This is a genomic window from Streptomyces sp. 5K101, from assembly GCF_046506645.1.
GTDB lineage: Bacteria > Actinomycetota > Actinomycetes > Streptomycetales > Streptomycetaceae > Streptomyces.
Genome location: NZ_JBKFFO010000013.1, coordinates 102,234 through 117,049 on the forward strand (window position 1 = coordinate 102,234; position 14,816 = coordinate 117,049).

The 14,816-nt window shown below is 72.3% G+C and carries 14 protein-coding genes and 1 pseudogene; 1 reads left to right on the plus strand and 14 read right to left on the minus strand.

What is annotated here, in order from left to right:
- Positions 1-9: 9 nt before the first annotated feature.
- The 3 genes from ACLB9X_RS24260 to pyrR all read right to left on the minus strand — a co-directional run bounded on the left by ACLB9X_RS24260 (position 10) and on the right by pyrR (position 2,946).
- Entirely contained in the window at positions 10-1,296 is a 1,287-nt protein-coding gene (locus tag ACLB9X_RS24260; RefSeq protein WP_410362500.1) for a dihydroorotase, read from the minus strand.
- A 5-nt stretch (positions 1,297-1,301) separates the two neighbouring features.
- The gene (locus tag ACLB9X_RS24265) at positions 1,302-2,279 is read right to left on the minus strand and encodes an aspartate carbamoyltransferase catalytic subunit (RefSeq protein ID WP_410362616.1); all 978 of its coding nucleotides are present in this window, start codon (positions 2,277-2,279) and stop codon (positions 1,302-1,304) included.
- Between the two features lie 88 nt (positions 2,280-2,367).
- Positions 2,368-2,946: a bifunctional pyr operon transcriptional regulator/uracil phosphoribosyltransferase PyrR gene (gene pyrR, locus ACLB9X_RS24270; protein WP_410362502.1), complete on the minus strand. Its 579-nt coding sequence runs from the start codon at positions 2,944-2,946 to the stop codon at positions 2,368-2,370.
- A gap of 230 nt (positions 2,947-3,176) precedes the next feature.
- On the opposite strand from pyrR, the gene bldD reads away from it, so the two are divergent.
- A complete protein-coding gene (gene bldD / locus ACLB9X_RS24275; protein ID WP_005319862.1) occupies positions 3,177-3,677 on the plus strand; it encodes a transcriptional regulator BldD in 501 nt (166 codons plus the stop codon).
- A gap of 626 nt (positions 3,678-4,303) precedes the next feature.
- Here bldD and nusB read toward each other — a convergent pair.
- The 11 genes and pseudogenes from nusB to mltG all read right to left on the minus strand — a co-directional run bounded on the left by nusB (position 4,304) and on the right by mltG (position 14,797).
- Positions 4,304-4,732 (minus strand): transcription antitermination factor NusB, encoded by a 429-nt coding sequence (gene nusB / locus ACLB9X_RS24280; RefSeq protein ID WP_410362503.1) that lies wholly within the window; start codon positions 4,730-4,732, stop codon positions 4,304-4,306.
- A 2-nt stretch (positions 4,733-4,734) separates the two neighbouring features.
- The gene (gene efp, locus ACLB9X_RS24285) at positions 4,735-5,301 is read right to left on the minus strand and encodes an elongation factor P (RefSeq protein WP_410362504.1); all 567 of its coding nucleotides are present in this window, start codon (positions 5,299-5,301) and stop codon (positions 4,735-4,737) included.
- A gap of 60 nt (positions 5,302-5,361) precedes the next feature.
- Positions 5,362-6,468 carry an aminopeptidase P family protein gene (locus ACLB9X_RS24290; RefSeq protein WP_410362505.1) on the minus strand — a complete coding sequence of 369 codons (1,107 nt, stop codon included), beginning with the start codon at positions 6,466-6,468 and terminating at the stop codon, positions 5,362-5,364.
- A 930-nt stretch (positions 6,469-7,398) separates the two neighbouring features.
- On the minus strand, positions 7,399-8,262 hold the full coding sequence (locus ACLB9X_RS24295; protein ID WP_410362506.1) for a Pro-rich N-terminal domain-containing protein: 864 nt from the start codon (positions 8,260-8,262) through the stop codon (positions 7,399-7,401).
- A 136-nt stretch (positions 8,263-8,398) separates the two neighbouring features.
- Positions 8,399-8,839 carry a type II 3-dehydroquinate dehydratase gene (gene aroQ, locus ACLB9X_RS24300; protein ID WP_410362507.1) on the minus strand — a complete coding sequence of 147 codons (441 nt, stop codon included), beginning with the start codon at positions 8,837-8,839 and terminating at the stop codon, positions 8,399-8,401.
- Positions 8,836-9,939, minus strand: a complete 1,104-nt coding sequence (aroB, locus tag ACLB9X_RS24305; RefSeq protein WP_410362617.1) for a 3-dehydroquinate synthase — start codon at positions 9,937-9,939, stop codon at positions 8,836-8,838. Before aroB ends, aroQ begins: the two co-directional genes overlap by 4 nt.
- Before the next feature lie 156 nt (positions 9,940-10,095).
- Positions 10,096-10,500: pseudogene (locus ACLB9X_RS24310) on the minus strand (shikimate kinase); the annotation flags it as partial.
- A 29-nt stretch (positions 10,501-10,529) separates the two neighbouring features.
- Complete coding sequence (gene aroC, locus ACLB9X_RS24315) at positions 10,530-11,714, minus strand: chorismate synthase (protein ID WP_410362508.1); 1,185 nt, start codon at positions 11,712-11,714, stop codon at positions 10,530-10,532.
- Between the two features lie 171 nt (positions 11,715-11,885).
- A complete protein-coding gene (locus ACLB9X_RS24320) occupies positions 11,886-12,290 on the minus strand; it encodes a hypothetical protein (RefSeq protein WP_410362509.1) in 405 nt (134 codons plus the stop codon).
- Positions 12,291-12,341: 51 nt separating this feature from the next.
- A complete protein-coding gene (locus tag ACLB9X_RS24325) occupies positions 12,342-13,184 on the minus strand; it encodes a shikimate dehydrogenase (protein WP_410362510.1) in 843 nt (280 codons plus the stop codon).
- Positions 13,184-14,797 (minus strand): endolytic transglycosylase MltG, encoded by a 1,614-nt coding sequence (gene mltG, locus ACLB9X_RS24330; protein WP_410362511.1) that lies wholly within the window; start codon positions 14,795-14,797, stop codon positions 13,184-13,186. Before mltG ends, ACLB9X_RS24325 begins: the two co-directional genes overlap by 1 nt.
- Positions 14,798-14,816 lie beyond the last annotated feature (19 nt).

The window sequence follows — 14,816 nt, forward strand, 5'->3', positions numbered from 1 at the left end:
GTTCAGGTGTCACGCCAGCTTCCCGTCCACGACCGTCGCACGGCCCCGCAGGAAGGTGTGGGTGACGCGTCCCGGCAGCTCACGGCCCTCGTAAGGGGTGTTGCGGCTGCGGGAGGCGAAGCCCGCGGGGTCCACGGCTCCACGGTATGCCGGATCGACCAGCGTGAGGTTCGCGGGCTCACCTGCCGAGACGGGCCGGCCGTGGCCGGTCGCCTGTCCGATGCGCGCGGGCGCGTACGACATGCGGTCGGCGACGCCGGCCCAGTCGAGCAGTCCGGTCTCGACCATCGTCTGCTGGACCACGGACAGGGCGGTCTCCAGACCGACCATGCCCATGGCGGCCGCGGCCCACTCGCAGTCCTTGTCCTCGTGCGGGTGCGGGGCGTGGTCGGTGGCGACGATGTCGATCGTGCCGTCCGCCAGCGCCTCGCGCAGCGCCATGACGTCGCGCTCGGTGCGCAGCGGCGGGTTGACCTTGTAGACCGGGTTGTAGGAGCGCACCAGCTCGTCGGTCAGGAGCAGGTGGTGCGGGGTGACCTCGGCGGTGACGTCGATGCCGCGGGACTTGGCCCAGCGGACGATCTCGACCGAGCCGGCGGTCGACAGGTGGCAGATGTGCACGCGGGAGCCGACGTGCTCGGCGAGGAGCACGTCGCGGGCGATGATCGACTCCTCGGCGACGGCCGGCCAGCCGCCGAGGCCGAGCTCGGCGGAGACGACGCCCTCGTTCATCTGGGCGCCCTCGGTGAGCCGCGGCTCCTGGGCGTGCTGGGCGACGACGCCGCCGAACGCCTTCACGTACTCCAGGGCGCGGCGCATGATCACGGCGTCGTCGACGCACTTGCCGTCGTCGGAGAAGACGGTGACGCCGGCCGCGGACTCGTGCATCGCGCCGAGCTCGGCGAGCTTCTTGCCCTCCAGGCCCACGGTGACGGCGCCGATGGGCTGCACGTCGCAGTAGCCCGACTCCTTGCCGAGCCGGTAGACCTGCTCGACGACGCCGGCGGTGTCGGCGACCGGGAAGGTGTTGGCCATCGCGAACACCGCGGTGTAGCCGCCGCTCGCGGCGGCGCGGGTGCCGGTGAGGACGGTCTCGGAGTCCTCGCGGCCGGGCTCGCGCAGGTGGGTGTGCAGGTCGACCAGGCCCGGCAGCAGGATCTGCCCGTCGGCCTCGACGACGGTGGCGCCGTCGGCCGACAGGCCCGTACCGACCTCGGCGATGGTCTCGCCGTCGATGAGCACGTCCTGCGGCTCGCCGCCGAGTACCTTCGCACCGCGGATAAGGATCTTGCTCATGGTTCTTACTTCTCCTCGGTACGGGGGTTGGGGGCGTCGGATTCGTTGCCGCCGAGCAGCAGGTAGAGGACGGCCATGCGGATGGAGACACCGTTGGCGACCTGCTCGATCACCGTGCAGCGGTCCGAGTCGGCGACCTCGGCGGTGATCTCCATGCCGCGGACCATCGGCCCGGGGTGCATCACGATGGCGTGCTCGGGCATCTTGGCCATGCGGTCGCCGTCCAGGCCGTAGCGGCGGGAGTACTCGCGCTCGGTCGGGAAGAAGGCGGCGTTCATGCGCTCGCGCTGGACGCGCAGCATCATCACGGCGTCGGACTTGGGCAGCGTGCTGTCCAGGTCGTACGAGATCTCGCAGGGCCAGGTCTCGACGCCGACGGGCACGAGGGTGGGCGGCGCGACCAGCGTGACGTGGGCGCCGAGGGTGTGCAGCAGGTCGACGTTGGAGCGGGCGACCCGGCTGTGCAGGACGTCTCCGACGATCGTGATCCGCTTCCCGGCCAGGTCCTGGCCCAGCCCGGCGTCCCTGCCGACGAGTCGGCGGCGCATGGTGAAGGCGTCGAGCAGGGCCTGGGTGGGGTGCTGGTGGGTGCCGTCACCGGCGTTGATGACGGGCGCGTCGATCCAGCCGGAGTTGGCGAGGCGGTAGGGGGCGCCGGAGGCGCTGTGCCGTATGACGACGGCGTCGACGCCCATGGCCTCCAGGGTCTGGGCGGTGTCCTTGAGGGACTCGCCCTTGGAGACGCTCGACCCCTTGGCGGCGAAGTTGATGACGTCGGCGGACAGGCGCTTCTCGGCGGCCTCGAAGGAGATCCGGGTCCGGGTCGAGTCCTCGAAGAAGAGGTTGCAGACCGTGCGGCCGCGCAGCGCGGGAAGCTTCTTGATCGGCCGGTCGGCGACCCGGGCCATCTCCTCGGCGGTGTCGAGGATGAGGACGGCGTCGTCACGGGTGAGGTCGGCGGCCGAGATGAGGTGGCGCATCATCTGGGTGGTTTCTCCAGGTCTTTGGAGTTCGTAGGACATGCGGGCGCGCAGCAGCACACGCCGTACGAGGGGTGGTCGTACGGAGGTGTTACCGCTCGCCGGCCGCGGCGGTCTCCCGCAGGCCGAGCAGCACGGTGTCGCGACCGTCCTCCTCGGCGAGCTGGACCTTGACCGTCTCGCGCAGCGACGTGGGGAGGTTCTTGCCGACGTAGTCGGCGCGGATGGGCAGCTCGCGGTGGCCGCGGTCGACGAGGACCGCGAGCTGCACGGCGCGCGGGCGCCCGATGTCGCCGAGGGCGTCGAGCGCGGCGCGGATGGTGCGGCCGGAGAAGAGCACGTCGTCGACGAGGACGACGAGGCGGCCGTCGATGCCGTCACCGGGGATCTCCGTGCGGGCCAGCGCACGGGCGGGCTTGAGACGCAGATCGTCGCGGTACATGGTGATGTCGAGGGAGCCGACCGGCACCTTCTGGCCGGTGATGCCTTCGAGCTTCTCGGCGAGCCGGCGGGCGAGGAAGACGCCGCGGGTCGGGATGCCGAGGAGCACCACGTCGTCGGCACCCTTGGCGCGTTCGACGATCTCGTGGGCGATGCGGGTCAGTACCCGCGCGATGTCGGGAGCCTCGAGAACGGGGCGGGCCGCATCGGGGTTCTTCTGCGTGTCCATACGAAACGGACCTCCTTCTCCGCCTCACGGGACGGCTCTTAAAGGACGTCGGAATTGCGCCGTCCACGTTACCAGTGCTTGATAGGTGTACGGATCCGGGTACGCCGGTACGTGGCCGAAACCGTTCCGGATCATTCGGCTTGACTCAGCCAAGTCACGCTGCGTAACCTCACAGTGAGTTACCAGTCGCGCGGCGGAGCCGCACGTTGTCACAGCGTCCGGGGAGCTATATGTCCAGCGAATACGCAAAACAGCTCGGGGCCAAGCTCCGCGCCATCCGCACCCAGCAGGGGCTCTCCCTCCACGGCGTGGAAGAGAAGTCCCAGGGCCGCTGGAAGGCCGTCGTGGTCGGCTCGTACGAGCGCGGCGACCGTGCCGTGACCGTGCAGCGCCTCGCCGAGCTCGCGGACTTCTACGGCGTCCCGGTGCAGGAGCTGCTCCCGGGCACGACGCCGGGCGGGGCCGCCGAGCCGCCGCCGAAGCTCGTCCTGGACCTGGAGCGCCTGGCCCACGTCCCGCAGGAGAAGGCGGGCCCGCTGCAGCGCTACGCGGCGACGATCCAGTCCCAGCGCGGCGACTACAACGGCAAGGTGCTCTCGATCCGCCAGGACGACCTGCGCACGCTGGCCGTGATCTACGACCAGTCGCCCTCGGTCCTGACCGAACAGCTGATCAGCTGGGGCGTGCTGGACGCGGACGCGCGGCGTGCGGTGGCGCACGAGGAGAGCTGACCTCAGCCCTTTGAAAAAACGTCACACCGAAGGGCGGGCCGGGCACTGACCGGCCCGCCCTTCGTCGCGCCGGCCGACTGAGGGGGGCTCGGCGCGCGCCGCCGCGGCCTCGCCCGGGCGGGCGTGGCCTGGTCGGCCGGGGCGGTTGGGGGCCCACGGGCGCCTGCGTGGTCGGGACCGCGGCTCCAGCCTGGGCGGGTCGCTGGGCGTGCCACGGAGGGCCGGCCGCCGGGCCGCGGGGCCCGTGACTCCAGCGTGGTCGGGGCCGGGGCTCTCGGGGCCACGGACACCTGCGTAGCCGTAGCCGCGTGTCCGGACCGGGCAGGGCCGTGTTCGACAGCGGTGTGCCCGAGCGCCGTGCTTGGCCGGGCGGGCACTCCGCGGGCCGACGGCCGGGCAGCGGGCCCTAGGAGGTGCGGCCGGGGCGCCCGCCCCCGGCCCCGGGCCCCGGCTCACGGCCGGGCGGCCGGTTTCGCACGGAATCCTCACAGAGCGACCCGTGGCCGGATCCTTTCGGCGTGCCGGGTGGGGCGCAGGGCAGTCGGTGTGGCCGGAAAGCACCGGGCCCGGGGCAGAAGACCGTCGTCTTCTGCCCCGGGCCCGGCGAAGCCGGCCCGCCGCGCCGCTCAGTCGCGGCGGAGGCTCGGCTTGAGGTCCTTGAAGCGGCCCAGCAGGCCGTTCACGAACGACGGCGACTCGTCGGTGGAGAACTCCTTGGCGAGCTGCACCGCCTCGTCGATCACCACCGCGTCGGGCGTCTCGTCCATCCACACCAGCTCGAACGCACCGAGCCGCAGGATGTTGCGGTCGACGACCGGCATCCGGTCCAGCGTCCAGCCGACCGCGTACGTGGCGATGAGCTCGTCGATGCGGTCCGCGTGCTGTGCGTAACCCTCGACGAGGTCCATGGTGTACTCGGCGACCGGCGGCTGACGGTCGTCCGAACGGGCGTGCCGGACCCAGTCCGCGAGGACCGTCTGCACGGACGCCCCGCGCTGGTCGGCCTCGAAGAGGATCTGGAAGGCCCGCTTGCGGGCCTTGTTACGGGCAGCCACGGTTAGCTGTTCACCCGGCCGAGGTAGTCGCCCGAACGGGTGTCGACCTTGATCTTCTCACCGGTGGTGATGAACAGCGGGACCTGGATCTCGTAGCCCGTCTCCAGGGTGGCGGGCTTGGAGCCACCGGTGGAACGGTCGCCCTGCACGCCCGGCTCGGTGTGCTGGATGGTGAGCTCGACGGCGGCCGGGAGCTCGACGTAGAGCACCTCGCCCTCGTGCTGCGCGACGCTCGCCGTGAAGCCCTCGATGAGGAAGTTCGCCGCGTCGCCGACCTGCTTGCGGTCGACCATCAGCTGGTCGTAGGTCTGCATGTCCATGAAGACGAAGTACTCGCCGTCCATGTACGAGAACTGCATGTCGCGCCGGTCGACGGTGGCCGTGTCGACCTTCACGCCGGCGTTGAAGGTCTTGTCGACGACCTTGCCGGAGAGCACGTTCTTGAGCTTGGTGCGCACGAAGGCCGGGCCCTTGCCGGGCTTGACGTGCTGGAACTCGACGACGGACCAGAGTTGGCCTCCGTCGAGCTTGAGCACCATGCCGTTCTTGAGGTCGTTCGTGGAAGCCACGGTTGCGGAATCTCCTGGACTGACGCTGGTGGACGACCCAGTGGCTGCGGGGGCCGCGCACTAGAGCGCGAGCAGCTCCTTGGTCGTGATGGTGAGTAGCTCGGGGCCGCCGTCCGCCTCCTGGCGCACGACGAGCGTGTCATCGATCCGGACGCCGCCCCGGCCCGGGAGGTGGACCCCCGGTTCGACGGTGACCGGCACGCAAGCGTCCAGTTTACCCATGGCCGCAGGGGCGAGCTGCGGGTCCTCACCGATTTCGAGCCCGACGCCGTGCCCCGTGCGGGGGGCGAGGTCCTCGCCGTGGCCCGCGGCGTCGAGGACATGACGGGCCGCGTGATCCACTTCGCGGTAGGCAGCGCCCGGCAGCAGGGCCTCGCGGCCTGCGCGCTGAGCGGCGAACACGACCTCGTAGAGCTCGATCTGCCAGTCCGCGGGAGTCGTGCCGATCACGAAGGTGCGGCCGATCTCGCAACGGTAGCCGCGGTAGTTCGCGCCCAGGCACACGGAGAGGAAGTCGCCCTCCTCGACACGGCGGTCGCTGGGGCGGTGACCGGGCCGCCCGGAGTTCGGGCCGGTGGCCACGGACGTGGGAAAGGCGGGGCCGTCGGCGCCGTGGTCGACGAGACGGCGCTCCAGTTCGAGGGCGAGATGCCGTTCGGTGCGGCCGACGAGGATGGACTCGAGGAGTTCGCCGAGGGCCTGGTCGGTGATCTCGGCGGCGATGCGCAGACAGGCGATCTCGTCCTCGTCCTTGACGATGCGCTGCTGCTCGACGGCGAGACCGAGGTCGGTGATGCGCAGGCGCGGTGCCACGGACTGCAGGGCCCGGTACCGGGCGACGGTGAGGTGGTGCTCCTCCACGGCGAGTGTGTCCGCCGAGGAAGCGCGCGCCAGCTCGGCGGCGGCGACGGCCGGGTCGCCGGCGGAGGTCGGCAGCACGGTCAGCCGCAGCTCCTCGTCGGGCCGCCCGTCGGCCGGGTCGCCGGAGGGGGTACGGGGGCACAGGAGGGCGTCGTCGTCGGGACCGAGCAGAAGTACGGCGCCGGGCGGGGCGGTGCCGGCGAGATAGCGGACGTTGGCGGGTCGGGAGATCAGGACCGCTGCGCTGCCGGCGGCTGCGTGACGGTCGCGCAGCCGACCGCGTCGGGCGCCAAAGACCTCGGACATTCTCCGAGCGTACGAGCCTGACGGCGAGTCGGCCTGGTGACGCGGCCGAGCGGGGTGGGCGCCGCGGGGCGTTTCCCCCCACCCGCCCCTTCCCGGAACTGGGGCACGGCCCCAGACCCGGGGACCCGACGGCCTGCCGGCCGGGGGGCGTGGGCGCTGCGGGGCCGCATCGGCCTCCCATGACTGGGCACCGCCCAGACCCGGCGGCCCGGCTCTCCCGGCCCGTCCTTCCTGGCGACTGCAGGCATGGGCGCCGCGGGGGCGTTTCCCCCACCCTGCCCCTTCCCGAAACTGGGGCACCGCCCCGGACCGGGGGCCCGACGGCCTGGCGGCCCGGGCGCTCCGGCGGGCGTGGGCGCCGCGGGGGCGCATCGGCCCCCGCGACTGGGGCACGGGCGAACCGGCTCTGCCGAGTTCCACGGCCTGGTGGCTGCAGGCTGGTCGCGGCGGGGGCATTTCCCCCACCCCGCCCCTTCCCGAAACTGGGGCACCGCCCCGGACCGGGGGCCCGACGGCCTGGCGGCCCGGGCAGACACCCGGCCACCCGTGCCTGAGGTGCCGGGGCATCCGGCCTGACGGCCGCGGGCGGTGTCGCTGCGCGGGGCGCATCCCAGATCCGCACCCCGGCCACCGACGCGGCGCTGCGGGGGGGCATCGGCCTCCCGCGACTGGGCACCGCCCGAGGCCCGGCGGCCCGGCTCGCGCGAGCCGGCCGGCCTGGGAGTCGCGGGCGGTACCGCTGGGCGGGGGCTCCGTCCCGGACCATTGAGGCACGTGGCCGGCACATCCAGCCCCGTCGGCGCTCGAGGCGCGGGGTGCGGGGCAGAGCCGAGGCGTCGTCAGGGCGCGTCTCCGGGCACGCAGCCCCGCCCGTGCACATCCAGCCCCGTCGGCGCTCGAGGCGCGGGGTGCGGGGCAGAGCCCCGACCGCTACCAGGTCGGGGGACTGGCGATCGCGCGGGCCAGGACGTCGTCCAGGACGCGGGACGTCGTTTCCACGTCGTACTTCGAGTTGTCGATGATCGGCAGGCCCGAGCCGTACCAGCCCGCCATGCGGCCGTGGATGCCCGCGACCTCCTCGTCCGAGAGGCGGCGGTTGCCCGTGCGTTCCGCGTTCCGTTCGAGGACGATCTCCAGGCCCGGCAGCAGCACCACCGGCAGCAGGCCGGGGCCCACGTGGCGCTTCCAGCCGCCGAGGCCGACGACCGGGCGGTCGGGGAAGACCGCGTCGTCGAGGATGCAGGAGATCCCGTTGGCCAGGAAGTTGCGCGCGGCGAAGCCGCAGGTGCGGCGGGCGAGGCGGTACTGGGCCTCGGAGTTGTCGTTCCAGCCGTCCTGGGGGTCGGCGAAGCCGGAGCAGACCCACTCGCGGACGTCGTCGAGGCTGATGTGGGCGGTAGGGACGCGGCGGTGCTTAGCCCAGTGGCGGGCCACCGTCGTCTTGCCCGCGCCGGCAGGGCCGATCAGCAGCACGGCGAGCATGGCCGTCCCCGTCCCGCTGTCCGCCGGAGGCGGGTCGGGCACCGGGACGGGCTGCCCGGACGGCAGTTGGACGTGGCCCGTCGACTCACGGGACGGCGGCGCGGGAGGTGGCGGCGCGGACGGGTGCTGCGGTGCGGCGGGCCACGCCGGCTGCGCGGGGCCGGACATCGGCGGAGGAGGCGGAGGCGGCGCGGGCGGCCCGGCGGGAGGTCCGGAAACCGGACCCGGGTGGTGGGCGCTGGGTGTCCATACGGCCGGACCCTGCCCCGGGCGGTGGGGAGGCGGTAGCGGAGCCCCCACTGCGTGCTGCATCCGGTGCCACTCCGTCTCGTGCGACTGACGCTGATCTACCGAACGGTACCCTCCCGGAGCCGCTCGGATGTGCGACCGCCCCCGGCCGCTGTCGCCACAACGGCCGGGGGCGGCGAGAAGTGACCGGTCCCGGGCGTCAGCCGTCCAGTTCGTCGGCCAGCGCGCGCAGCGCGAGCCGGTAGGAGCCGATCCCGAAGCCCGCGATGGTCCCGCTGGCGACCGACGCGACAACGGACGTGTGGCGGAAGGTCTCACGGGTGTACGGGTTGGAGATGTGCACCTCGATCAGCGGCGCGGTCCGCTGGGCCGCCGCGTCGCGCATCCCGTACGAATAGTGCGTGAACGCACCGGGGTTGAGAACGACCGGAATCGCCCCGTCGGCCGCCTCGTGGAGCCAGCGGATCATCTCGCCCTCGTCGTTGGTCTCCCGGACCTCGACGTCGAGACCGAGTTCCTTGCCGAGGGCCTGGCAGGTCTCCACGAGCCCGGCGTACGACGTCGCGCCGTACACGTCCGGCTCGCGGGAGCCCAGGCGGCCGAGGTTGGGGCCGTTGAGCACCAGCGTCCGGCGGCTCATGCGGACACCGCCGCGATCTCGGAGTATGCGGCCATCAGCACCGCCGGGTCGGGGCCCTCGAGGACGGTCGGCTTGGCGAGGCCGTCGAGGACGATGAAGCGCAGCAGGTTGCCGCGGGACTTCTTGTCGACCTTCATGGTCTCCAGCAGCTTGGGCCACTGGTCGCCGCGGTAGGTCAGCGGGAGCCCGACGGACTGCAGGACGGCGCGGTGCCGGTCGGCGGTGGCGTCGTCCAGCCGCCCGGCGAGGCGGCCCAGTTCGGCGGCGAAGACCATGCCGACCGAGACGGCCGCGCCGTGGCGCCACTTGTAGCGCTCGTTCTTCTCGATCGCGTGGGCGAGCGTGTGACCGTAGTTGAGGATCTCGCGCAGGCCGGACTCCTTGAGGTCGGACGAGACGACGTCCGCCTTGACCTGGATGGAGCGGACGATCAGTTCGTGCGTGTGCGGGCCCTTCGGCGTGCGCGCGCCCTCGGGGTCGGCCTCGATGAGGTCGAGGATCACCGGGTCGGCGATGAAACCGGCCTTGATGATCTCGGCCAGGCCGCTGACGTAGTCGTTGACCGGCAGCGAGTCGAGCGCGGCCAGGTCGCAGAGCACGCCCGCCGGCGGGTGGAAGGCGCCGACGAGGTTCTTGCCCTCGGCGGTGTTGATGCCGGTCTTGCCGCCGACGGCCGCGTCCACCATGGCGAGCACGGTCGTGGGCACGGCGATCCAGCGCACCCCGCGCAGCCAGCTGGCCGCGACGAATCCGGCGAGGTCGGTGGTTGCGCCGCCGCCGACGCCGACGATCACGTCGGTGCGGGTGAAGCCGGTCTGTCCGAGCGCCTTCCAGCAGTAGGCGGCGACCTCGGCGGTCTTGGCCTCCTCCGCGTTGGGCACCTGGATGGCGACGGCCTCGTAGCCCTGGTCGGCGAGGTCCGCGCGCAGTGCCTCACCGGTCTCGGCGAGCGCCTCGGGGTGGATGACGGCCACACGCTGGGCCTTGGGCCCGATCAGCCCGCCCAGCTCGCCGAGGAGCTGCCGGCCGACCAGTACCTCGTACGGGTCGGTGCCGGCCGTGCCGCCGACCTGGATACGCGTCACTGCCTGGTCAGTCACTTCTTCTCCTGCCGGTTCCGGGGGTTGTCCCCCGGGGGATGCAGTCTCCTGCCGGGGGTCCGGGGTCTCGTCACCCGGGATTACCGTCTTCAGCTCCAGCGCGTCGAGGACCGCGCGGGCGACCTCGTCAGGTGTGCGGTCGTCCGTCGCCACGACGACGCGGGCCACCTCGGTGTACAAGTGGCGGCGCGCTTCCATGAGTTCGCGCCAGCGGCGCCGCGGGTTGACGGCGAGCAGCGGACGGGCGGCGTTGAGTCCGACGCGCCGCACCGCTTCCTCGACGTCCATCGACAGATAGGCCACGGGCAGCCCGGCCAGCAGCTCCCGGGTGCCCTCGTCGAGGACGGCGCCGCCGCCGAGGGCGAGGACGCCGGTGTGCTCGGCGAGCGCGGCGCGGACGGCCGCGTGCTCCAGCTCGCGGAAGTACGGCTCGCCCTCGTCGACGAAGATGTCGGCGATCTCCCGGCCCTGCGCGGCCACGATGTCGGCGTCGGTGTCCCGGAACCCGACTCCGAGCAGTCCGGCCAGCAGCTCACCGACCGTGGACTTGCCCGAGCCCATCGGCCCGACGAGGACGATCAGCGGGGCGCTCACCGGATGTGCAGGTTGTCGAGGTACGACTGGACGTTGCGGCGGGTCTCCCCGACACTGTCGCCGCCGAACTTCTCGGCGACGGCGTCCGCGAGGACCAGCGCGACCATGGCCTCGGCGACGATGCCGGCGGCGGGCACGGCACACACGTCGGACCGCTGGTGGTGCGCGGCGGCCGGCTCGCCGGTGGTGACGTCCACCGTCCTGAGGGCACGCGGCACGGTCGCGATCGGCTTCATCGCGGCCCGGACGCGCAGCAGCTCGCCGGTCGACATGCCGCCCTCCGTACCGCCGGAACGGCCGGAGCTGCGGCGGATGCCGTCCTCGCCCGGCACGATCTCGTCGTGCGCCTTGGAGCCCGGCACCCGGGCGAGCTCGAAGCCGTCGCCGACCTCGACGCCCTTGATGGCCTGGATGCCCATGAGCGCGGCGGCGAGCCGGGCGTCGAGGCGACGGTCCCAGTGGACGTGCGAGCCGAGCCCGACGGGCACGCCGTACGCGAGGACCTCGACGACGCCGCCGAGGGTGTCGCCGTCCTTGTGGGCCTGGTCGATCTCGGCGACCATCGCCTTGCTCGCGTCGGCGTCCAGGCAGCGGACGGGGTCCGCGTCCAGGCGCTCCTCGTCGGCGGGGACGGGGACGACGCCGTACGGCGCCTTGGCCGAGGCGAGCTCGACGACGTGGGAGACGATCTCGATGCCCGTCGTCTCCTTGAGGTACGAGCGGGCCACCGCGCCGAGCGCGACGCGGGCCGCGGTCTCACGGGCGCTCGCGCGCTCCAGGATCGGCCGGGCCTCTTCCAGCGCGTACTTCTGCATGCCGGCGAGGTCGGCGTGACCGGGGCGGGGCCGGGTCAGCGGCGCGTTGCGCGCCAGCTGGGCGAGCTCGTCGGGGTCGACGGGGTCGGCCGCCATGACCTTCTCCCACTTCGGCCACTCGGTGTTGCCGACCATGACCGCCACCGGGGAGCCCATGGTGAGGCCGTGCCGGACGCCGCCGAGGAAGGTCACCTCGTCCCGCTCGAACTTCATCCGGGCACCGCGCCCATAGCCGAGGCGCCGCCTGGCGAGGTGGTCCGCCACCATCTCGGTGGTGATCGGCACACCGGCGGGAAGACCCTCCAGCGTCGCCACCAGTGCGGGTCCGTGCGACTCGCCCGCGGTCAGCCAACGCAACCTGCTCAACGGTGCTCCTCATGCTCGCGCGTGGAACTGCGACGGCGCGGCCTGGGGAAACCTCCCGGCAGGGGCCGGGGAGGCGCGGCCCTGGCCCGCCTTCCTCGATCCTCCCACGTCCGCGCGCGGCTCCCGGCCACCGGTCCATCTGGCGGACGCCCGTGGACAGCCGGCAGGGGGTCAGTCGCCGTCGCGGCGCTGCTGGGGCGCGTACGACCCGAGGTAGTGCGCGCCGCTGGGCTGCTGCGCGACGCCCTGCGGTCCCTGCTGGGCCGGGGCGTACTGCCCCAGGTAGTCTGCACCGCTCGGCTGCTGCACGGCGGCCTGCGGGGACTGCTGGGCGGGGGCGTACTGCCCCAGGTAGTCCGCCCCGCTGCCCTGGCTGCCCGGGGCCACGGGCACCGGCTGCGGGTTGCGCGCCGCTCGGCGCCGCGCGATCTTCTTGCGGATCGACGAGACCCAGCCGAGCACCACCAGCAGGATGATCAGGCACAGAATCGGGATCTGCAGCCAGTCGGGCAGGAACGAGACGATGCCCTCGAAGATGTTCTTGGCGATCGACGCCTGCGGCTGACCGGTTTCCATGGCCGGACTCCCCGTGTGCTGTTGACGTGCTCCTGATCGAACGCGCAGATCCTAGCGGGCTTCGAGCGCGCGTTCACCGGCGATACGCATCGCCCGCAGCGGTGCGGGCGCGCGGCCGGTCATCTGCTCGACCTGGAGCACCGCCTGGTGCACCAGAAGGTCGAGGCCACCGACCACCTCGCCGCCCCGGCCGGACCAGGCGGCGGCGAGCGCCGTGGGCCACGGTTCGTACAGCACGTCGAAGAGCGTGCCCGGCCGCTCCGGCACCTCGGCCGCCAGGGCGTCCGTGGTGCCCGCGGGGGTCGTGGCGACGACGAGCGGCGCGCTCAGCGCCTCGGCGGCGGCGGACCAGTCCGCGATACGCACGTCGACGCCGAGCCGCTCGCCCCAGCCGCGCATCTCGTCGGCACGGGCCGCGCTGCGTATATACGCCGTGACCGGCCCGGCGCAGACCTGCGCGAGGGCGGCGAGCGCGGAGGAGGCGGTGGCGCCCGCGCCGAGGACGGCGGCGGACTCGACCTTCTCCACGCCGCGTTCCGCCAGCGCGGCGACCATGCCGGGGATGTCGGTGTTGTCGCCGAGGCGCCGGCCGTCGTCGGTGAACACGACCGTGTTGACGGCCTCCACCGAGGCGGCCGTGTCACTGATGCCGTCCAGCAGCGGGATGATCGCCCGCTTCAGGGGCATGGTGAGCGACAGGCCCGCCCAGGACGCGTCCAGCCCGGCCACGAACGCCGGCAGCGCCGCCTCGTCGACCTCGAACCGGTCGTAGGACCAGTCGGTCAGGCCGAGCGCGGCATAGGCGGCGCGGTGCAGCACCGGGGACAGGGAGTGCGCGATGGGCGACCCGAGCACCGCGGCGCGGTTCCGGGCCGGGGACAGGGAAGGGGTCATCAGTTGCCCCGCGAATCGTTGAACTTGTCCACCAGCCTCTGGTGCTCGGCGAACGTCTTGGCGAACTCGGTCTTCTTCATGCCGTCGGTCGACACGAAGTACAGCCAGCCGTCGTCCGTCGGGTTGAGGGCAGCGGCCAGGGCCTCGTTGCCCGGGTTGCTGATCGGCCCCGGCGTCAGACCCTTCTGGGTGTACGTGTTGTACGGGTCCTGGTTGCTGTTGATCTCGTCCTCAGAGATGTCGATCTTGCTCTGCCCCTTGAGGTAGTTGAACGCGGAGTCGAACTGGAGCAGTTGGTTCGTCTCGGTGTTGGTCGGCTTGAGGCGGTTGTAGATGACCTCGGACATCTTGCGGAAGTCGTCGTGCGTCTTGCCCTCGACCTGGACCAGACTGGCGAGCGTGAGCAGTTCCCAGGGGTTCTTGAGACCGAGGCCCTCGGCCTTCGCCTCCAGGCCGGCCTTCTCGTACTCCTGGTTGGCACGGGCGACCATCTTCTTGAGGACCGCCTCCGGCTTGGCGCCCTTGGCGACCGGGTAGCTGGCCGGAAAGAGGAAGCCTTCGAGCGGGTCCTTGACGTCCGGGTGGTTCCTGGCCCAGTCCGGGAGGCCCAGGTTGTCGGCCTCCTTCTCGGCGATCTCCTGCGTGGTGCCCGGCTTCAGTTCGAGGCGCTTGTCTATGTCCGCGTAGACCTGGACGTTGCGCCTGCCCTCGGCAATGATCAGGTTGTTCCGGCTGGCGGGGCTCAGCATGAGCTCCACGGCCCTCGCCGCCGACATCTCCTTCTTCAGGAGGTACACGCCGTCCTGGATCGTGTTGCCCTTCGGGTTCTCCTCCTGGGCGGCGACGAAGGCGTCGACGCTCTTGACGACGCCGGCGTCCTTGAGGATGTTGCCGATCTCGTAACCGCCGGCGCCCCTGGGGATCTCGACCTGGACCGATCCGGTGCCGTCGCCCGCGTAGTCCTCGGCCGCGCCGAAATGGCTCTGCCAGAACTGGTACCCGAAGTAGCCGACACCGCCGAGACCGCCGACGAGGACCGCCGCGACGACCAGGCAGGCCAGACCGTTGCGGCTCTTCTTCTTGCCCTTGCCGCGCCGGTCGCGGCCTCCGCCGCCGCGCGGCTCCGCGTCGTCACCGTCGTCGCCGCCGGGTCCGTCGTCGCCAGTGAAGAACGGGTGGGTCTCCTCCTGGGCCGCCTCATTGTCCCAGTCGGTGGCCGGTTCGGGCTCCGGCGGGCGACGACCGGGGGGCTGCGGTGGCGGGTACGCCTCGGCCGTGCCGTAGTAGTCGGCCTCCTGGGGACTGCCGTAGCCCGCGGGATGGACTCCGTAGCCGCCCGCCTGGTCGGCGCCGTAGGGCATGGCCGCCGTCTGCTGTCCGGTGTCCCAGCCGGCGTCGTACTGCTGGTAGGGGTCGTGCGCCTGCTGGTACGGGTCCTGCGTGCCGTACTGCTGGTACGCGTCCTGCTGCGCCTGCGGGTACTGCTGCTGCGACTGGCCGCCGTACGGAGCGTGACTGGCCGCGGCCGCCTGGCCTCCCCATCCCTGGTCCCCGTACAAGGGGTCCTCGGGATGCCACGGTTCGGAGCCGGGGCCCCGGCCATACTCAGTCATCGATCCCCTAGGGCCGCGA